This window comes from Komagataeibacter sucrofermentans DSM 15973 (assembly GCF_040581405.1).
In the GTDB taxonomy this organism is placed as follows: Bacteria; Pseudomonadota; Alphaproteobacteria; order Acetobacterales; family Acetobacteraceae; genus Komagataeibacter; species Komagataeibacter sucrofermentans.
The window spans coordinates 730,169-746,998 of sequence record NZ_CP137157.1 but is presented as its reverse complement, the minus strand read 5'-3'; the positions used below and the strand labels follow the sequence as shown (position 1 = coordinate 746,998).

Genomic DNA, 16,830 nt, shown 5'->3' with positions numbered 1-16,830 from the left:
TTGCACGAAGCTTGCCACACTTCAACCGCCAACCCCGGTTCACGTGCACATTCACCCGTGCTGTCAGAGCGTGAAGGCCTGATTGCGCACCATGCGGGCATACAGGCCATCATGTTCCATCAGCGCATCATGCGTGCCACATTCGACCTTCTGGCCCTGGGCAATCACCACCACCAGATCCGCCGAGCGCACGGTGGAAAGCCTGTGCGCCACCACAATGGTCGTGCGCCCGTGGCGCAGATGGGTCAGGGCCTGCTGCACGATGGCCTCGCTCTCGCTATCAAGCGCGCTTGTCGCCTCGTCAAGCAGCAGCACGCGCGGGTTGCGCAGCAGGGCGCGGGCCAGCGCCACGCGCTGCCGCTGCCCGCCCGAAAGGCGCTGCCCGCCGGGGCCAACCACGGTGGCGTAGCCCTGCGGCAGGGCCTGAATGAACGTATCGGCCGCAGCGGCCCGGGCGGCTTCATGCACCTGCGCGTCAGTAGCCCGCGGGTTGCCCATGCGGATGTTGTCGATCACCGGCAGGTCGAACAGGAGCGTGTCCTGGCTGACATAGGCGATGGCATCGCGCAGATCGGCCAGGATCAGGCGGCGCAGGTCCACGCCATCAAGCGTGATGCGCCCGCCGGTTACATCATGCAGGCGCGGAATGAGTGAAAGTGCCGTGGACTTGCCTGCCCCCGATGGGCCGACAAGGGCCACGGTCAGGCCGGGAGCGGCCACGAAATCCAGCCCGTCCAGCCCCATGCGCCCATCGGGATAGCGAAAGGCCACCTGTTCGAAGCGCAGGTCGCCGCCGCCCGCGGGCAGGCTGATGGCATCGGGCGCCTGCGCCACCGCTACGGGCTCATCAATCACATCAAATACGCGCTGCAGCCCGCCCAGCCCTTCCTGCAGGGCAATGTTGAGCGTGCCGAGCGAGCGCAGCGGGCGGGCAGCGAGCAGCAGGGCTGCCACAAAGCCCGAAAAATCGCCCAGCGTGGCGCCCCCCTGCGTGGCCCGCCAGCCCGCAAAGCCCAGCACGGCGGCCACGGCAATACCGCCAAGCACCTCAAGCATCGGGTCCACGCGCGCACGCCCCCGGGCAATACGCAGCAGGCGGTCATGCAGGGTGTCGAGCACGCGGGCGGCGCGGCTTTCCTCCTCGGCTTCAAGGCGATAGACGCGGATGGTGCGCGACTGGCCAAAACTTTCGGCCAGCATGGCGCTGGTCTCGCCAATCTGTTCATGTACGCCGCCGGATTCCCGCCGCAGCCGCTTGCCCAGCCTGCGCACGGGCAGGGCCGCGATGGGGTAGAGCACGGCGGCGATCAGGCTGAGTTCCCAGTCCATGTACAGCATGGAGGCGATCAGCCCCACCACGGTCACCGCATCGCCCAGCGAATTCGTGGCGCGGATCATGGCCTCGCGAATCGAGACGGCATCGGTGGTGAAGCGCGCGGCGATCTGGGCGGGGGCCTCGGTTTCGATGCGCGAGATATCGGCATTGACCAGATGATGGAACATGCGCCCCTGCAGGCCCCGGATCACCAGCAGCACCAGTGACTGCACCGCAATTGCCTGCCCGTATTGCGAGATGGCCTTGGCCACCGTAATCACCACCACCAGAATGGGCACCTGATACAGGATGCGGGGGTCATGATCGGCAAACATGTCGAGCGCGCGCTGGATCACCAGCGGGTAGAGCGCGCTGAATATGGCCATGAACGCCGTCAGCACCATGACGGTCATGATACGCAGCTTGTGGCAGGCCAGTTCATCGCGCCACAGTCGCCGCATGAGGCGACGTGACGGCGCGGCTGCATCAGGCGCCGCCGCACGATCCGGCGCAGTCAGTTTTATAGCGTTCATCAATCGGCCTATAGCCGCAAGCCAGCGCAAAACAAAGCGCTGCGACATACGGTTACAAATTATGTCGCGCGCGTGGCACCTTCACCCAGCACGACGCGCAGGCGCGCGATGCAGGCTGCATGGTCCGGCGCACAGCCCTTTTCCAGCCACCACTGCCGCACCTTCCCCAGCACCTGCCCCACCACGGCGCCGGGTGGGCAGCCTGCGCTCACCACGTCGCTCCCGCTGAGCGGAAAAACCGGCGGCTGCGTATGCGCAAGCTGGTGGCGCAGGGCATCCCACCCGGCATCGGGGTGGCCCGGCACGTCCGCCTGCCGCAGCCATGCGCGCCACAGCAGGTCGCGCGGGGCATGGTCAGCCAGCAGGCGCAGGATGGCCGCGCCATCAAGGTCAGGGCACGGCACCGGCTCGCCGCGCGCATGGGCCAGCGCGCCCGTTTCCGCGCGCGACAGCTTCAGCCGCCGCGCCACCGCACGCGCGTCGCCCGCAACCAGCGCCGCCAGTCGCAACACCGGCTCATCCGGCGCGCCGCAGGCCAGCAGGCGCTCAAGGCGGGGAATATCGCAGCCCTCGGGCAGGACATGGGCCAGCACGCCGCAATCGTGCATCTGCCGTAGCGTGCGCACCACCTCCGGCCCGGTCAGGATGCGCCGCAGCTCCGACCAGATCCGCTCGACCGAGAGGCGGTCGATCAGGCCAGCGAGATCGGTCATGGCGGCAATCGCCTGCGGGTCAGGCTGGCCGCGGCCATACCGGGCCTGAAAGCGGAAGAAGCGCAGGATCCGCAGCGCGTCCTCGGTAATGCGCAGGCGGGCATCGCCCACAAAACGCACACGGCCTGCCGCAAGGTCGGCCTGACCGCCAAAATAATCATGCACCACGCCCGCGCTGTCGCACGACATGGCGTTGATGGTGAAATCACGCCTTGCCGCATCCTCGCGCCAGTCCTGCGTCCAGGCCACGGTGGCGTGGCGGCCATCGGTTTCCTCATCGCGCCGCAGGGTCGTGATCTCGAAGGGGCGGCGGTCGATGATGGCGGTGACCGTGCCATGCGCAAGCCCGGTGGGCACCACCTTCATGCCCGCAGCCTTCAGCTTCGCCATCACCCTGTCGGGCGGCTCGGCGCAGGCCAGGTCGATATCGGCCACCGCCTGCCCGCGCAGCAGGTCACGCACGGCGCCGCCCACCAGCCTTGCATCGGGGATGATGGTCCAGATCCGGCCAAGCTGTTCCAGCGCCCCGGGCATGGCGTGGGCCAGCGTGGCAAGCGGGCTGCTCACGAAGCGGCCTCCATGGCGGAAAGCGGGAAGAACACATTCTGGCTCCACACGCCAAGGCAGGGCACGCCCTGATGGTACCCCTCCACCGCAAGGGCGGCGAGTTCGTAATAAACCGGCCGGGCAATGCGGGCTTCGATCGGCAGCGCGCCATCGCCATCGCGCACATGCAGGTAGGGCACCGGGCCGGTGCCGCAGCCTTCGCACGGCACGTTCCAGTCACATCGAATCGGGTGGTCCGGGCCTGCGCAGATCACCTGATCGACATTGGTGCGGAACGAGAGCACCTGCCCCCGCCCGCAGCCGTGCCATTCAAGGTGGTTGGCCACGAACGGGGCGTCCTCCACCTCGATCGTGCCCTGCTCCACCGGCGTCTGGAGCCTGAAGCCGCCCTGCGCGTCGCGCCGCAGGGTCGAGGCGAAGAGGCAGACCATCGGCTTGCGGCGGATGGGGGAGCCACGGTACAGCCACGTTCCGTCACGGCTGATGACAAACGGCAGCGCGCCGCATGTTCCCGCCTGCCCCGGCGCACGGGCTGGCGGGTTCTGTCCTGTCTCGAAATCGTCCATCAATTGCGTTAACCCGACACTATGGAAGCTGCTGGACTTGATATAGGGATCAACACCGGCTTGATGAAACCCCCGGACCTGTCAGACTGTTGGAATGATGACCATGGATGATACCTCACCCCTCCATGCGGCGCCGCAGGCGGGCATGACACCCCCCCCCTCCCTGACCGGCGAGCAGATCGCGGCGCGGGCCGAGAGCATGGGTGCGCGCCTGCGGGCCGCGCGGGCCGAAATCGGGCGCGTCATACTGGGGCAGGACCGGGTGATCGACCTGGTGCTGACCACCATCGTGGCGGGCGGACACGCGCTTTTAGTGGGCGCGCCGGGCCTGGGCAAGACGCTGCTGGTCACAACGCTGGGTCACGTAATGGGCATGGACGCACGCCGCGTGCAGTTCACGCCCGACCTCATGCCCGCCGATATTCTGGGCAGCGAAATCCTTGATGAGGACGAGGCCGGCCGCCGCAGCTTCCGCTTCGTGGCGGGGCCGGTCTTCTGCCAGCTGCTCATGGCGGACGAGATCAACCGCGCAAGCCCGCGCACGCAGTCGGCACTCCTGCAGGCCATGCAGGAGCGCGAGGTGGCCATTGCGGGCACCAACCACCCGCTGCCCCGCCCCTTCCATGTGCTGGCAACCCAGAACCCCATCGAGCAGGAAGGCACCTATCCCCTGCCCGAAGCGCAGCTTGACCGCTTCCTGATGCAGGTGACGCTCGACTTCCCCACGGCCGAGGCCGAGCGCGCCATGCTGCTGGCCACCACCGGCACCACCACCGCCACCGCCAGCCCCGTGCTCACGGCGGCCGACGTGATCGAGGCGCAGGCGCTCGTGCGCGCCCTGCCGGTGGGCGAGCAGGTGGTCGATGCAATCGTGCGCCTTGTGCGCGCGGCCCGGCCAGAAACCAGCGATGACCCCACCATCCGCGAGGCAGTGGCTTGGGGTCCCGGCCCGCGCGCCGCACAGGCGCTGATGCTGGCCACCCGCGCACGCGCCCTGCTTGATGGCAGGCTTTCCCCCACCATCGAGGACGTTGTGGCGCTGGCCCACCCCATCCTGGCCCACCGCATGGCGCTGTCCTTTACCGCGCGGGCGGAAAACCTGCGCCTGTCCACGCTGATCGATACGCTGGCCGGACGGATCGGCTGACATTGGCTGCCTTTCCCTCCTTCCTGTCGCGGCTGATCCCGAACGCCGCCCGCGCGCCCGGCGCGTCACGCCCCGCACAGGCGGCGGGGACTGGATTCCTGCCGCGCAATGCCATCACCGCCACCGCGCTGGCCGATGACCTGGCAGGCAGGCTGCCCGCCCTGCTGGTGGCCGCCGAGCGCATTGCCCATGCCGTGGGCCAGGGCAGCCATGCACGCCGCAGGGCGGGCCAGGGCGACGAATTCTGGCAATACCGCCCCGCCACACAGGGCGAGGCGGCCAGCGCCATTGACTGGCGGCAGTCGGCACGGGGCGACCGGGCCTTCGTGCGCGAGCGCGAAGCCCAGACTCCCCACACCATATGCATCTGGTGCGATAATAGCGCCTCCATGCGCTGGCATTCAGAGCAGGGCCTGCCGCCCAAGGCCGAGCGGGCCTTCGTGCTGGCGCTGGCCAGTGCGGCCATGCTGCTACGGCAGGGCGAGCAGATCCGCCTGCTGGCCACCAACCCCACAACCCCGCCGCTGCGCCTGCATGGCCATCGCGCGCTGGAACAGATGGCCCATGCCCTGCTGGCGGCCCTGCGCCACGCGCCCGATACGCCAGACCTGCCACTGACCGCCGCCATCCCCGCCCGCAGTCGCGTGCTGCTGTTTGGTGACGGGCTGTACCCGCCCGCGCAACTGGAGGCCTTCCTGCGCCAGCTTGCCACGCGTCAGGCCACCGCCACGCTGGTGGAGACCCTTGACCCGGCGGAGACCACCCTGCCCTATTCCGGCCCCACCCGCTTTACCGGCGTGGAGGATGACACGGCCCGCCTGCTTTATGGCAGCCCCACGCTGCAACAGGATTATGCCGTGATCTGGCAGCGCCATCAGGCGCAGTTGCGCGCGCTGTGCACGGCCGCAGGCAGCCCGCCCGTAGTACACATGACCGACCAGCCGTCGCTTACGGCGCTGATGGCGCTACACACCGTGCTTGCGGCGGGAGGACGGCCATGATCCTGCTGGCACCCTGGATGCTGCTTGGCCTGCTGGCCCTGCCTCTTGTGTGGTGGCTGCTGCATGCCCGCCCACCCGCGCCACGCACGCAGTCCTTCCCGCCCATGCGGCTGCTGGGCGCCCTCACGGCCCCGCCGCCTGATGCGACCTCCGCCCCGCTGTGGCGCGTGCTGCTGCGCTGTCTGGCCGTGCTGGGGCTGGTGCTGGGGCTGGCGCAGCCGGTCTTTCCGCGTGGCCAGGGCGGCCTGCCCGATGCCGACTGCCTGATCGTGCTTGATAATGGCTGGGCCGCGGCGGGCACGTGGTCGCAGCGCATCCACGCGCTTGATGGCCTGCTCGATCACCTTGCCCGCACGGGCCACACCGCCCGCCTGCTGCTCACTGCCCGCAATGATGCGCTTGATCCCATCACGGTCCAGCCCGCCGTGCAGGCCGACCTGCTACGCAGTCAGATCGACCCGATGCTGCCCCGCGCATGGGCCGCCGACCGTATCGCGGCCACCCATGCGCTCAAGGCCCTTGCAGACCAGAACTGGCGCGGGCCGGTGGTTTACATTGCCGACGGACTGGCGACGGGGGGCGACGCAGATTTTGCAGCCGCCCTGGCTAGCATTGGCCCCGTGCATGACATGCAGGTGCCGCAATCCGATATCATGCTGCTGGCGCCGCCTGCCAGCGGTCAGGGCAATCTGGCCACACGGCTGCGCACCGTGCCGCGCGACCATCCGCGCACCGGCCAGCTCCGCCTTGAAACCGCGACCGGCGGCACGCTCGGCCTGCTGCCGGTCAACCTGCCCGCAGGCGCCGACCACGCCGATCTTGCCCCCGACCTGCCCGCCGAACTGCGCAACAAGGTCGATCACCTCGCCCTTGATGGCATGGGGGGGCCTGCTGGCATCCGCCTGCTGGACGAGCGCGAGCGCCAGCGCCCGGTGGGGCTGATCGCAACCGGCAGTTCCGACACGCCGCTGATGGGCAGCCTGTTCTACCTGCGGCGCGCGCTGCAACCCACAGCCGAACTGCGTGAGGGCGACCTCGATACGCTGCTCGCGCGCCCGCTTTCGGTCATCATCGCGCCCGACGGCACATTGGGCAGCCCTGACAGCCGCAAGAAAGTCGCGGCATGGGTGCGCGCGGGCGGCACGCTGATCCGTTTTGCCGGCCCGCTGCTCATTCAGGGGGCGGATGCCACGAATGGCGGGAGCGACACGCCACAGCCGCAGGCCGACCCGCTTGTGCCCGTGCCGCTGATGGATGGCGCCCGCGTGCTTGGCGGCGCGATGTCATGGAGCAGGCCTGAACATCTCGCTCCCTTCCCCGCCACATCGCCATTCCATGATCTGGACATCCCGGCCGATGTCACGGTATCGCGGCAGGTGCTGGCCCAGCCTTCCACCGATCTCGACAGCCATAGCTGGGCGCGGCTCGATGATGGCACGCCGCTGGTCACCCACGCAGCACTGGGCGCGGGGCAGGTCGTGCTGTTCCATGTGACCAGCACGGCGGAATGGTCGAACCTGCCGCTGTCGGGGCTGTTCGTGGGCATGCTCCAGCACCTGATCGATCAGGCCTCGGGCATCGAAACACCCGCTGGCGCCACGCTGCTCGCCCCCTATATGGCGCTTGATGGCGATGGCACGCTGGTCGCACCCCCCGCGGGCGCGCAGGCGCTGCGGGCCGATGCGTTTGGCCACACCGCCCCCGGCCCCGAACACCCGCCGGGGCTGTATGGCCCGCGCAGCAGCCGCCGCGCGCTCAATATGGGCGATGACCCGGCAGCCCTTGCAGCCCAGGCCCCCATCGGCACCGTATCCGACCTGCGCGGGCAGGTGGCTGACCTGTCCATCGGGCCGGTGCTGCTCGTGCTCGCCGCCGTGCTGCTGCTGGCCGACGGGCTGGTCAGCATCCTGCAGCGCGGGCAGCCATGGCGCGGGCGCGGGCTTGCGGCTCTTGTTCTGTGCTGCGGCATGGGCATGGCCAGCGCCGCGGCACAGGGCGCCGACATACCGCCCGACGTGCCGCGTGCCGCGCTCGAAACCCGGCTGGCCTATATCGTGACCGGCCACCCCGAGATTGATGACGTGTCGAAAGAAGGGCTTCAGGGCCTGTCGGACTACGTCAACGCCCGCACCTCCGCCGTGCTGGGCCACCCCGATGGCGTGACGCCGGAACGTGATGACCTGTCCTATTACCCGCTCATCTACTGGCCGGTTACGCCTGATGCCCTCACCAGCCCGGCCCGCACGACAGCGCTGAACACCTATATGCGCCACGGCGGCATCCTGCTGATCGACACGCAGGGCCAGGACCCGGCCACGGCACCCGAAAACGCCAGCAGCTATACCGGCTCGGCACCCGGCACGGCGGCAGCACTGAAGCGCATGACGGCGGGGCTGGACATTCCGCCGCTCGCCCAGCTCGACAGCCATCATGTGCTCTCGCACACCTTCTACCTTCTGCATGATTTTCCCGGCCGGTACGATGGCATGCCCGTCTGGGTGGCGCAGGAGGGTGACAGCACGAATGACGGGGTGAGCCCGGTCATTATCGGCAGCAATGACTGGGCACATGCCTGGGCGGTGGATGAAGCAGGCAACACGCCCTACGCCCCCGTGCCCGACGGGGCGGAACAGCGCGTCACGGCCTACCGTTTTGGCGTGAATGCCGTGATCTATGCCCTGATCGGCAACTACAAGGCGGACCAGGTGCATGTGCCTGCGCTGCTCAAACGGCTTGGGGAGTAAGCGGCATGCCTGATCTGTCGCGCCACATGATGGCGCTCAGCCCGCTTGTGCCGCCGTGGTGCATCAACCTGCTGGTGGCCGCCTGCGCAGCCCTTGCCCTGTGGGGCCTTGCCCGCCGCGTGCGCGGCAGCATGTGGCGGCTGCTGGCCGGGCTGGGGGTGGCCCTGTGGCTGTACAACCCCCAGCGCATTACCGAGACATGGCACCCCCTGCCTGAAACAGCACTTGTGGTGGTGGACCAGTCGGCCTCGATGAACGAGCGCAACCGGGGCGAGATGGCGCGCAACACGGCAGCGCGCGTGCAGGCCGCCATGAACCGCGTGCCCGGCCTCGTGCCGCGCATCGTGACCGTGCGCGAGGCGCAGCATGGCGGCACGCGGCTGTTTGCAGCATTGCAGCAGGCGGCGGCTGACATTCCCCCCTCCCGCCTGGCGGGGGCCGTGCTGATTACCGATGGCGAGGACCATGACGTGCCCGCCGCCGTGCCCGACACGCTCAACCCCGATGATGGCCATGGCCACCGCACCCTTCTGCCGCTGCACGTACTGCTGACCGGCAAGGGCGAGGAAACCGACCGCCACCTGCGCGTGCTTCAGGCCCCGCCCTTTGCCATCGTGGGCAAGGACGTGACCATCCGCGTGCAGATTGATGACCAGGGCGCGCCCCCTCAGCCGGGGGCGGCCACGCAGCTTACGCTCACGCAGGGCGATGGCGCGACCTTTACCCGCCCGGTAAAAATTGGCGAGCCGCAGGACATTACCCTGCCTGTCACCCATCCGGGCGAGATGCTGATCGGCCTGTCAGCGCCCGAACTGCCCGGCGAGGTCTCGACGCGCAACAACCATGATGTCATCCGCATCAACGGCGTGCGCGACCGGCTGCGCGTGCTGCTGGTATCCGGCACGCCCAACCAGGGCGAGCGCGTGTGGCGGCGGCTGCTCAAGGCCGACCCTTCGGTTGATCTCGTGCACTTCACCATTTTGCGGCCGCCCGACCGCGATGATGGCACGCCGCTTTCGGACCTGGCGCTGATCGCCTTCCCGGTCAATGAACTGTTCCAGCAGAAGGTGGGGCAATTCGATCTCATCATTCTCGACGGGTTTGAAAACCGTGGCATCCTGCCCGAGGCCTATCTGCGCAACATCGTCAACCACATCCGTGAAGGCGGTGGGCTGCTGCTGATTGGCGGGCCGGAATTCCTCACCGCCGGTTCGCTGCAGGATACGCCACTTTCCGATATCCTGCCCGCGCACGTAACCACGGGCGATGGCATGGCCATCCAGCGCTTCAGGCCAGACCTGACCGAAACCGGCATGCGCCACCCGGTCACCTCCGGCCTGCCGGGCGCGCCCGAGCATGCAGGGGCCAGGCCGGGCTGGGGGCCGTGGTATCGCAGCCTGCGCAGCGATTCCGCCCGGGGCGAGGTGCTGATGACCGGCCCCGAACACCAGCCCCTGCTGGTGCTCGACCATGCGGACAAGGGGCGCGTGGCCTTCCTGATGTCTGACCAGGCATGGCTGTGGTCGCATGGGGAGGGTGGCGGCGGCCCGCAGTCCGAACTGCTGCGCCGCATCTCGCACTGGCTGATGAAAGAGCCGGAACTCGAGGAAAACCAGCTTGAGGCCAGCATTACGGCAGGGCAGATGACCATCACCCGCCGCTCGGTCACGACCGGGCCCGCGCCGGTGGTGCATGTCACGGCGCCTGATGGCAAGAGCCAGCAGGTCACACTCGAGCCTGCGGGCAATACCGGCCTCGCCCGCGCCCGCCTGCCCGCAACGCAGGAAGGCATATGGACCGTGCGCGATGATGCCGGGCATGAAGCCTTCGCCGCCCCGCGCGTGGAAGACCCGCTGGAATTTGCCGACCTGCGGGCCACGGCCTCCGTGCTTGGCCCCATGGCAGCAGCAACCGGCGGCGGCGTGCACTGGCTTGGCGCGGACGCGCAGACCCCTTCCATGCCGGAGATGGTGATGACAGAGGGCGGCCACGCTTCATCAGCCAGCCGCTTTGCCTTCCCGGCCCGCAATGCGCACAGCATATCGGGGCAACAGGCCAATGCCGTGCTCCCGGCCTGGGTCATGGGGCTGTTCGTGCTGCTGATGGTGTTCATGGCATGGTGGCGGGAGAGCCGCCCCTGAGTATGGCAATGCCCTGGAAAAAAGCATCGTCACAACCACCTTCATGATGGCAGGCTGTTGAGCGGACTGGCTTTTCAGGCAGCGGTGGCGGGAAAGTGGATTAATCGTCGCATCCACCACGATTTTGCGGTAATCAGCAGAACCGGCAGGCAGCGCAGGGCTGTTGCGCGGCTGGCTGAACGCTCACTCTCGGGACAGGACATGATTTCCAGATCCGGTATATATCTTCTTGTTGCCGCCCTGTTCGCGGGCCTTCCTGCCATGTGCATGCCATTGCATGTGGCACATGCGCAGGATGCCGAAGATGCTGAAGCCGAGGCTGACGCCGCCGAGGCCGCCAAGAAGGCCGAGGCCCGCCGCGCGGCCAAGGCCGCAGCCCCGCCAGCGGCGCTGCCTGGCGCTGAATCGCGCGAGGAAGAGCACGGCCACGCCAATTCCGACATGAACCCGACCAATGCGCTGTTCGATGCCATCAACCGTGGCAGCCTTGGCGCGGCGAAGGAAGCGCTGAACCGCGGTGCTGACATGACGGCCCAGAACCAGCTTGGCCAGACGCCGCTTGATATGGCCATCGACCTGAACCGTAACGACATTACCTTCCTGCTGCTGTCGATGCGCACCTTCTCGGACGCGGACCCGCATTTCGCCTCCAACAACCTTGAAAGCGGCGCGGACGACACCCCGCCGCTGACCATGCCCAAACATGCCTCGACCACCGCCTCGCCCGACCGGCGCTATGATGCCTCGGGCGGCCATGCCGACCCGTCGATCGGGTTTCTGGGCTTTGGCGGCAGCTAAACCCCTCGGCACTGACAGAAATACGGGCACATCAGGGGCTGCTTTTTAAAGTACGGCAGCCTTTCCAGAGCTTTTTGAAAAAAGCTTCACCAGAAACATCTTTATTCAGGGCACCTTGTTCAGGCTGGCCTCAAGAGTGGTGATTTCGTGCCAGATCTCATCGGCCGTGCGCTGTGGCGGGCGGCGGGTGTTGGTCAGCACGACGAATTCCAGCGTCATGGGGCGTGCGGAATAGCGCTGGCGGCTGACGCGATAGCGCTTGTAGGGGCGGGTAAAGACCTGCACCGCGCCGCGCTCGCAATTGGCCCGCAGCATGTCTTTGAGCGCAATGAAGCCATCGGTGCTGTAACTCGTGGCGATCCAGCGCGTATCAAGCACCGAGAGCAGGTGCCGGTAGGCCGCAAGCGCCTGCCTGCGGTGGTTGTAGGGGCTGCGGCGCTCGGTGCGCCAGTCCTGGCGTATGGCCGCCTTGTCGCGCCCGGTAATCTTTGGCGCGACGGGCGGACTGTCCCACAGGGCAATGGTGTTGAGCACGTGGTAATTGGCGCCATAGGGGTGCTGATTGTAGGGTGGATCGATATAGGCGATGGCCGCTTCCCCCACCTCCCCCGCCAGGCTGGCGGCCAGGGCATGGGCATCCATGCGCAGCACCCTGTGCTCATGCCCGTTATCAATAAAACCCGCCGGGCGGAGCATGAGGTCGGCGGCGATGCGGTACAGCGCCGTGCCCGTGCGCCCGCCCCAGCCGCGATGAAACCCCTTGAACAGCCCGCTGGTATTGCTGTTGTAGCTGGCGCTGTACAGCAGCGGGGCCAGCAGGCAGGCCTTCTGTCCGGCATCAAGCAGGCCATCGTGTTCCCACTGCGCAACCTGCGTGCGGATGGCGTCAATGCGCATGCCGTTCTTGCGCATGTAGAACATCCGGTCGCGCGCGGTGTCATAATGCACGTCATCATCAGGGCACAGGTGGCGGGTGATCCAGCCCTCAAGGGGCGGCAGGGCGTTGAGTTCCGCCATGACCTGTTCATAACTGCGCCCGCCATGAAAGACCGGCGCGCGCGACTGGGCCACATGGCAGCGGTTGATCTGCTCGCTATAGGGCTCCCAGTCATTGCACAGCACGCGAAAGCCAAGCTGCTTGGCCAGCCTTGATACCACGCCGGTGCCTGCAAACAGGTCGATGAAGTCCGTGCGGGGTGGCGCCTCGCCCGTGGCCGCGATGGCCTGCGCGATCAGGCCGAGCAGCTTTCGCTTGTTGCCGATATAGGGAATGAGCTGGCTGAACAGGTAATCCTCGGTCAGCAGCGCGGCATGGCGGGCCGGGCTCCATTCCATGCTGGGCAGGCCATGCGGCCCGTCAGGATCGGGGCACCGGTTCATGCCACCCTGCCTTCCCCCGCCATCAGGACGCGACGGCTGCCTGCTCCGCCCGGATCTCGCTGCGCAGCGTATCGAGTTGCACCAGTTCACCTTCGTGCTCGAAATACCAGAACGTCCAGCCATTGCACGAGGGCGCGTTGGTCAGTGTCGCCCCCATCTTGTGAATGGAGCCCCGGTGCCGCCCGCTGACCAGCGTGCCATCGGGCGAGACGGTGGCGCGCACGCGCTTCTGCCGGTCCATGAGCACGGTGCCCGCAGGCACCATGCCGCGCTCGACCAGCACGCCAAAGGGCACGCGTGGGCTTTCGCGCCGGGCGGGCGTGGTCAGCACGCTGTCCAGCGGCACGGGTTTTTCGCGCCGGGCGCGGCCAATCGCGGCCTCGGCATAGTCCGGGTGGCGCTCGATGCCAATAAAGCGGCGGCGCAGCCTGCGCGCCATGGCCGTGGTGGTGCCGGTGCCGGTAAAGGGGTCGAGCACCACGTCATCTACATTGGTCGAGGCCACGAGCACGCGGTGCAGCAGGCTTTCGGGCTTCTGGGTGGGGTGCAGCTTCAGGCCATGTTCGTTGCGCAGCCGCTCGCCGCCGGTGCAGAGCGGCAGGTACCAGTCCGAGCGCATCTGCACATCGTCATTGAGCGCCTTCATGGCCTGGTAGTTGAAGCGGTAGCGGCTGTCTGGCCCACGCGCCGCCCAGATCAGCGTTTCATGCGCGTTGGTGAAGCGCCGCCCACGGAAGTTGGGCATGGGGTTGGACTTGCGCCAGATCACGTCATTAAGAATCCAGAACCCCAGATCCTGCAAAATCGCCCCGATGCGGAAGATGTTGTGATACGAGCCGATGACCCAGATCGTGCCATCCTTGCGCAGCACGCGCCGCGCCTCGGTCAGCCAGGCGCGGGTGAATTCGTCATAGGCCCGCAGGTCGGCGAATTTGTCCCAGTCATCATCCACGCCATCAACCACGCTGTCATCCGGGCGACGCAGCTCGCCCTTGAGCTGGAGGTTGTATGGCGGATCGGCGAACACGCAGTCGATCGACCCTGCGGGCAGGGTCTGCATCATCTCGACACAGTCGCCACGCAGCACCTGGTCAAGGGGCAATTCCATCATTACCGCACCGCTCATGAATTGTTCAGCATGATGGCTGCTCCGCGCTTGAATGTAAGGAAGAAGGACCGGAAGCCTGCATGATGCGGCGCACCGTGCCGAATGCCGCCCGGTGGTGGGGGCTGACGCCGTGGGCCATCAGGCCCGCGCGATGGATGGGCGTGCCGTAACCGGCATTGCGCTCCCAGCCATAGGCGGGCCAGCGCCGGGCCAGGCGCTCCATGGCCCGGTCGCGCACGACCTTGGCCACGACCGAGGCCGCGGCAATGGACAGGCTGATCGCATCGCCGCCCACGACGCATTGCGCCGGGCACCCGAAATCGGGCGCGGCGTTACCATCAACCAGAACCAGTTCGGGCCATTGCGGCAGGCGACCGACAGCGCGCTGCATGGCGATCCATGACGCGCGCAGGATGTTGTGCTGTTCGATTTCGGCCACGGAGGCCGCGCCCACCCCGATCAGGACATCAGGGGTGTCATGCAGCGTATCGTAAAGCTGCTGCCGGACCTTTGGCCTGAGCTTTTTTGAATCATCAAGCGTGTCGGCCAGGTTGCCTGGCACGCCCGAGAGGAACATGACCGCCGCTGCCACGACCGGACCCGCCAGCGGGCCGCGACCGACTTCATCGACACCGGCGACCCGTCCCCCATGGGCGTGCTCAAGCGTGTAATCCGGCATCCAGTCCTTCCCGTCATGGTGCGAATCGGGGTTCAGGCCCGATTCGCACCAGATTCATGTTCTGGAAGGATGGAAACCATTTTTATGCACGGTTGTGCAAGATGCTGTGGACTCATCGAGTCCCTTAAAATGAAAAAAAACGACTCGACCCGCGATCAGCCCTTGCGACGGGGGATGAAAATCAGCCCCAGGATGGTGCCGAGCACCGCCGCGATACCGAGGGAAAACAGCGGGCGTTCGCGCACGAAAGTCACGGCGCGCTCGAGCTTGCCCTCGCTTTCATCATACAGATCGGCAAATTCCTGCCGCGCCATGCCCGAAAGCTGGTCGACCTTGCCTTCGGCCTGCATGCCCACATTGCCCGTAAGGCCGCCAGCGGCGTCCTTCAGGCGGCCAATGCCTTCATCGATCATGCCTTCGCCCTTGGTCTCGATGTTTTTTGCCTTGTCTTCCGACATCATTCACACTCCGTAATATCGCTGTTCTGTAGCGTGGACCCATAACGCCACGATGGCGCATACGGTTCCGTACCCCTTACTATCATGCATGATGATGCCGCCCTTGACGACAGCCCAAACCGAACGGCCCGCGCCCGGCGCCGACATGCCTCCTCTTTCGCCCCGGCGCAAAAGGCTTATGGCGCTGATCGTGTCGAGCCTGATGATGATGGAACAGATCGATGGCACGGCGCTGACCACGGCGCTGCCCGCCATGGCAACGGACTTCCATGTCGATATTCCCCAGACCAGCATCACGCTTACGGTCTACATGCTGGGGCTTGCGGCCCTGATCCCGGCCTCGGGCCGCATTGCCGAGCGGTTTGGCAACCGGGTCACGCTGCGCTGGGCCATCATCGTGTTCCTTGGCGGCTCGCTGCTTGGCGGGCTTGCGCCCAACCTGCCCGTGCTGGCGCTTGCGCGGCTGGTGCAGGGGCTGGGCGGGGCGATGATGGTGCCGGTGGGCCGGCTCGTGATCCTGCAGAACGTGCCCAAGTCGGAGCTGATGTCGGCCATGGCGTGGGTCATGCTCACCGCCACCATCGGGCCCATGGCCGGCCCGGTGCTGGGCGGCGTGCTGACCTCGCTGCTGTCATGGCGGTGGGTGTTCTACATCAACATCCCGCTCGGGCTGCTGGCCATCGGGCTGATCGGGCGGTTCATTCCGCAGGTGCGCAAGCCCCATCCCCCACCGTTTGACCTCAGGGGCAACGCGTGGTGCGCGCTGGGGCTGGCGGGGCTGATCTTCGGGCTGGAACTGCTGACCCATTCCGGCACGGCCCGCATCGTGGCCTGCGCCCTGCTCGTACTGCCGCCGGTGTGCAGCGTGGCGTATATCCGCCACGCGGGCCGGGTCGCGCATCCGGTGCTTGACCTGTCGCTGCTGCGGGTCAGCACCTTCCGCATCTCGGTCATGGCGGGGGCGTGCACGCGCATCGCCACCGGGGGCATCATCTTTCTCCTGCCCTCCCTGCTCCAGACCCGCTTTGGCGCGAGTGCCGCGCAGAGCGGGCTGATCACTTTCATCGCCCCCATGGGCGCGCTGGTCATGCGTTTTGCCGCACCCGCGCTGTACCGCGCCCGGGGCTACCGTGCCGTCATGTGCGCCAGCAGCCTCACCCTGCCCTGCGTGTGCCTGCTGCTGGCGCTGTACAACCCCGCCATGGGCACGGTCGTGCTGCTGGCGCTGCTGGCCGTGCATGGCATGGGGCAGACCACGGTCTATACCGGCTACAACACCATCGCCTATGCCGACATGCCGCCTGCGCGCATGGGGGCGGCGACAAGCCTCTATTCAACCGCCCAGCAGGTCATGCTCACGCTGGGCATATGCTTTGCGGCAGGCGCGCTGACCTCCGCGCGGCTGGTTCTGCCGCCATCGCTCCAGATGCGGGATTACCGCCTGACCTTTATCCTGTGCGGTATTGTCGCCACGATCGCGCTGCCCGTTCTGCTGCGGCTTTCACCCAGCGCGGGGGCGGCGGTGAGTGGTCATGACCACACCGCCGCACAAAAGAACCGGTTATGAAACATGGTCCGGTTTTGGCCCTTCCACCCGCTGCACAGAATGTTACATTCGATAACTTCTTCCATTCACGCGCCATGTTAATACTGGGCCATCCCAGGGTTGACCCTACGCTT

Annotated in this window: 14 protein-coding genes; 6 read left to right on the top strand and 8 right to left on the bottom strand. The window is 67.0% G+C overall.

Annotation, left to right across the window (positions count from 1 at the left end):
* Nucleotides 1-63: 63 nt before the first annotated feature.
* The 3 genes from R5N89_RS03515 to R5N89_RS03505 are packed head-to-tail and all read right to left on the bottom strand — an operon-like array spanning nucleotide 64 to nucleotide 3,694.
* Entirely contained in the window at nucleotides 64-1,848 is a 1,785-nt protein-coding gene (locus tag R5N89_RS03515; RefSeq protein ID WP_110567258.1) for an ABC transporter ATP-binding protein, read from the bottom strand.
* A 59-nt stretch (nucleotides 1,849-1,907) separates the two neighbouring features.
* Nucleotides 1,908-3,095 (bottom strand): CCA tRNA nucleotidyltransferase, encoded by a 1,188-nt coding sequence (locus tag R5N89_RS03510; RefSeq protein WP_110567395.1) that lies wholly within the window; start codon nucleotides 3,093-3,095, stop codon nucleotides 1,908-1,910.
* 29 nt (nucleotides 3,096-3,124) lie between these two features.
* Nucleotides 3,125-3,694, bottom strand: a complete 570-nt coding sequence (locus tag R5N89_RS03505) for a DUF1285 domain-containing protein (RefSeq protein WP_110567256.1) — start codon at nucleotides 3,692-3,694, stop codon at nucleotides 3,125-3,127.
* A gap of 94 nt (nucleotides 3,695-3,788) precedes the next feature.
* Here R5N89_RS03505 and R5N89_RS03500 point away from each other — a divergent pair, with 94 nt between their 5' ends.
* The 4 genes from R5N89_RS03500 to R5N89_RS03485 are packed head-to-tail and all read left to right on the top strand — an operon-like array spanning nucleotide 3,789 to nucleotide 10,727.
* A complete protein-coding gene (locus R5N89_RS03500; protein WP_110567254.1) occupies nucleotides 3,789-4,841 on the top strand; it encodes a MoxR family ATPase in 1,053 nt (350 codons plus the stop codon).
* 2 nt (nucleotides 4,842-4,843) lie between these two features.
* The gene (locus tag R5N89_RS03495; RefSeq protein ID WP_208624617.1) at nucleotides 4,844-5,842 is read left to right on the top strand and encodes a DUF58 domain-containing protein; all 999 of its coding nucleotides are present in this window, start codon (nucleotides 4,844-4,846) and stop codon (nucleotides 5,840-5,842) included.
* Entirely contained in the window at nucleotides 5,839-8,586 is a 2,748-nt protein-coding gene (locus R5N89_RS03490; RefSeq protein WP_110567250.1) for a DUF4159 domain-containing protein, read from the top strand. Before R5N89_RS03495 ends, R5N89_RS03490 begins: the two co-directional genes overlap by 4 nt.
* Nucleotides 8,587-8,591: 5 nt before the next feature.
* Nucleotides 8,592-10,727 carry a VWA domain-containing protein gene (locus R5N89_RS03485; protein ID WP_110567249.1) on the top strand — a complete coding sequence of 712 codons (2,136 nt, stop codon included), beginning with the start codon at nucleotides 8,592-8,594 and terminating at the stop codon, nucleotides 10,725-10,727.
* 74 nt (nucleotides 10,728-10,801) lie between these two features.
* Here the strand turns inward: R5N89_RS03485 and R5N89_RS03480 are convergent, their stop codons facing one another.
* Nucleotides 10,802-10,930, bottom strand: coding sequence for a hypothetical protein (locus R5N89_RS03480; protein WP_265001365.1), 129 nt, complete (start codon nucleotides 10,928-10,930; stop codon nucleotides 10,802-10,804).
* Between R5N89_RS03480 and R5N89_RS03475 the strand changes: the two genes are divergently transcribed.
* Nucleotides 10,929-11,525, top strand: coding sequence for an ankyrin repeat domain-containing protein (locus R5N89_RS03475; protein WP_110567247.1), 597 nt, complete (start codon nucleotides 10,929-10,931; stop codon nucleotides 11,523-11,525). The two genes, R5N89_RS03480 and R5N89_RS03475, sit on opposite strands and share 2 nt — an antisense overlap.
* A 105-nt stretch (nucleotides 11,526-11,630) precedes the next feature.
* Here the strand turns inward: R5N89_RS03475 and R5N89_RS03470 are convergent, their stop codons facing one another.
* The 4 genes from R5N89_RS03470 to R5N89_RS03455 all read right to left on the bottom strand — a co-directional run bounded on the left by R5N89_RS03470 (nucleotide 11,631) and on the right by R5N89_RS03455 (nucleotide 15,150).
* Nucleotides 11,631-12,905, bottom strand: coding sequence for a DNA adenine methylase (locus R5N89_RS03470; RefSeq protein WP_110567245.1), 1,275 nt, complete (start codon nucleotides 12,903-12,905; stop codon nucleotides 11,631-11,633).
* Nucleotides 12,906-12,927: 22 nt separating this feature from the next.
* Nucleotides 12,928-14,031, bottom strand: a complete 1,104-nt coding sequence (locus R5N89_RS03465; RefSeq protein ID WP_061271341.1) for a site-specific DNA-methyltransferase — start codon at nucleotides 14,029-14,031, stop codon at nucleotides 12,928-12,930.
* A 7-nt stretch (nucleotides 14,032-14,038) separates the two neighbouring features.
* Nucleotides 14,039-14,692, bottom strand: a complete 654-nt coding sequence (locus R5N89_RS03460; RefSeq protein WP_110567243.1) for a ribonuclease HII — start codon at nucleotides 14,690-14,692, stop codon at nucleotides 14,039-14,041.
* Nucleotides 14,693-14,847: 155 nt separating this feature from the next.
* Nucleotides 14,848-15,150, bottom strand: a complete 303-nt coding sequence (locus tag R5N89_RS03455) for a CsbD family protein (protein ID WP_110567393.1) — start codon at nucleotides 15,148-15,150, stop codon at nucleotides 14,848-14,850.
* A gap of 178 nt (nucleotides 15,151-15,328) precedes the next feature.
* Here R5N89_RS03455 and R5N89_RS03450 point away from each other — a divergent pair, with 178 nt between their 5' ends.
* The gene (locus R5N89_RS03450; protein WP_110567241.1) at nucleotides 15,329-16,717 is read left to right on the top strand and encodes an MFS transporter; all 1,389 of its coding nucleotides are present in this window, start codon (nucleotides 15,329-15,331) and stop codon (nucleotides 16,715-16,717) included.
* The last annotated feature ends 113 nt before the right edge of the window (nucleotides 16,718-16,830 follow it).